The 2,451-nt window shown below is 62.8% G+C and carries 2 protein-coding genes and 2 pseudogenes; 2 read left to right on the forward strand and 2 right to left on the reverse strand.

All coding sequences use genetic code 11. The features are described 5' to 3' along the window. Positions 1–473: 473 nt before the first annotated feature. Positions 474–590: pseudogene (locus tag AB0C02_RS33500) on the forward strand (transposase family protein); the annotation flags it as partial. 229 nt (positions 591–819) lie between these two features. Then, a complete protein-coding gene (locus tag AB0C02_RS33505) occupies positions 820–1,512 on the forward strand; it encodes a transcriptional regulator (protein WP_357553227.1) in 693 nt (230 codons plus the stop codon). A gap of 150 nt (positions 1,513–1,662) precedes the next feature. Here the strand turns inward: AB0C02_RS33505 and AB0C02_RS33510 are convergent, their stop codons facing one another. Together AB0C02_RS33510 and AB0C02_RS33515 are read right to left on the reverse strand one after the other, a co-directional pair. After that, positions 1,663–1,941, reverse strand: coding sequence for a hypothetical protein (locus AB0C02_RS33510; protein ID WP_357553228.1), 279 nt, complete (start codon positions 1,939–1,941; stop codon positions 1,663–1,665). Between the two features lie 9 nt (positions 1,942–1,950). Beyond that, a pseudogene (locus AB0C02_RS33515) lies at positions 1,951–2,451 on the reverse strand (hypothetical protein); the annotation flags it as partial.

Below are 2,451 nucleotides of genomic sequence, written 5' to 3' on the forward strand. Positions count from 1 at the left end.
AACGACCGACCGCGTAAGATCCACGATTGGAAGAAGCCCTCCGAGATATTCACCGAACTCGTCGAGGCGAATGCTTCCACCGGCTGAACTCGCCCGACTCTTGCCTGCCGGGAAGGGGAGATGGGTGCTCCAAGGGTTCCGCGGGGTCCGCCTGGATGGCCGCGGGGCCGTTCGTTGGCACGGCGCGTAGCGGCGTGGCGCCGATCCCCGGAAGCCCTGCGCGCCGTGACCCGTCAGGGCTATTGCGTAGTCGAGCGGTGGGGTGTTGACCAGGGAATCTGATGCGTGACCGGCCTCTATACAGGCGTGGGAAGCGGGTGGGGCCGCATCGGTGATCATGGAGTTGCGACGCTTCACGACACCGAGGAAGACCCCACCCGCCGATGGCATCGTCTCTCATCCCTTTACCGGCCGTAACAGCACCTACCTCCACGACCTCGACCGCGCCGGTCACCGATGGTGAACACGGCGGGCTGATTCACGCCCTCACCGCGGTGCCCGATCCTCGTGACCCGCGCGGCGTGCGCTATCCGCTGAGCGCGCTGCTGGCCGTGGCGGTCTGCGCAGTCCTCGCTGGGGCATCGTCCTTCGCCGCGATCAGGATTGGCTGCATGACCTCGACGAACGCGGCCAGGTCCGGCTCGAGTTCAACCGGGGCGTGCCGGTCGGCAGCACCGTCTGGCGGCTACTGACCCTGCCCCTGCCGAAAACCTCATCCGCCCTGGTCGGAGCCGGTGCGTGGCTGGACGGGATCTCCGCCCCGATTGCTCGCGCTGAGCGCTCGCGCAGCCGCTGATCGCCACAGCATGATGGTCCGCCGTGCTGCTGCGACTCGCGTACTTGGGCGTGACAAGCGCGTTCGCCATGCTGCGCCTGCTGCGGATGAGCGACCGGGACAAGGACGTGAAAATCCTGGCGCTGCGCCATCAGATCACAGTCCTGCAGCGGCAACTGGGCAAGCAGAGGTTACGGTTTCACCCGAGCGATCCGGCGTTCCTGGCAGCGCTGCTGCACCGACTCCCGCGGGACCTGCTGCGTCGATTGCGGCTACCGGTACGCCCGGACACAGTCCCGTGCTGGCACCGCGACCTACTCGCACGCCGCCACGCGCCCCGGTCCCGGCCCAAGCGCCCAGGCCGGCCGCGGACCGCGCACTCGATCCGCGCCCTGGTCCTGCGCCTCGCGCAGGAGAAACCCAGCTGCGGATATTGCCGACTTCACGGCGAACTGCTCGCGCTCGGCATTCAGGCGGCCGCATCCACCGCATGGGAGATCCTGCAGGAAGCCGGGATAGACCCGGCACCCGAACGCACCGGCGGCACGTGGGCCGACTTCCCGCGCCCCCAGGCCGACGCCCTGCTGGCATGCGACTTCTTCGAGAGCCTCACCCTGACCGGAGCACCAATGTACGTGCTCGCGGTCATCAAGCACACCAACCGACGCGTCCGGGCCGCCAGCACCACCCAGCCCAGCTACTGGAGTTGTTCCACATTGGACAACCGCATCCATTAATCCGCATATAATGTATGTAGTTAACGGCGACGCTGACGGCAACCCGAGCGCACGTGGGCACCCTTCGACGCACTCTGCAGTGGTCACAAGACGGAGTGCAGCCACGCCAACGCCCTCTAGTCGCGATCGAAATCGCGACTAGAGGAGGGCTCATCCCTGCCGACTAGCCGATTGCCCACCCTTATCCCGGAGAGATTTCGCAATATGAAAATCCTCCGGAAGTGCGCTTACGCGGCAAGGTGTTCGTGTATCATCCAAGACCACCACTCGAACGCGATTGCCCAGTTCGAGTGGTTCACTCAATCCTTTCCAGTGCAGTGTTTTCGTATTATCCATAGAAGCTTTCATTCCATCCCCAACATCAAGCACATATCCCCAGGGACGAATTGCAATCACTTCGGCGTCGAGCTCTTCATGGTCAACCGGCATTAGAGTATCCTACCCCCTTCGCGGCAACCACGTGCGCCTCAACGTCAGTTCAGCGAACCTGCCTAACCTGTCTACAGGAATCGCGAACTCTATTCGTGGCTTACCGCCGGGACCCTTCCAGTCACATCGGTGTGCCGTGTCAGCAAATTCTTTTAAGAACGACGGATGCATATCGTAGCGAACCATACCGTCCGCGTAGCTACCTACTCCGCGATATTCGGCAGCGACGCTCTCTTCTCCAAAATATGCCATGCCGTCATCGTCGGCGGTTTTCTGGTGGTTTTTTGGGTTCGGTCCGTTCTTGGTCTCGTAATCAACATCGACTTTCTTAGGAGTCCGATAGATTGGGCACGACTGACCAAACAATTCGTCGCCGTCGTTATTGTGAACGAGGACGGGCCGGTCACCGGCGATCACATAGTACGTGTGGATGTCGTCGACGGTGAGGTCGCGCATCACCTTCGAGCCGGTGAACGTGCGGACCGCGGTGACGTATCGGATCTGCCCGTC

It is taken from the genome of Micromonospora sp. NPDC048999 (assembly GCF_040649295.1).
Lineage (GTDB): Bacteria > Actinomycetota > Actinomycetes > Mycobacteriales > Micromonosporaceae > Micromonospora.

Bases quoted from the DNA above. Each gene is read 5' to 3' on its own strand.
- AB0C02_RS33510 (WP_357553228.1), bottom strand. From the start codon at position 1,941: ATGCCGGTTGACCATGAAGAGCTCGACGCCGAAGTGATTGCAATTCGT.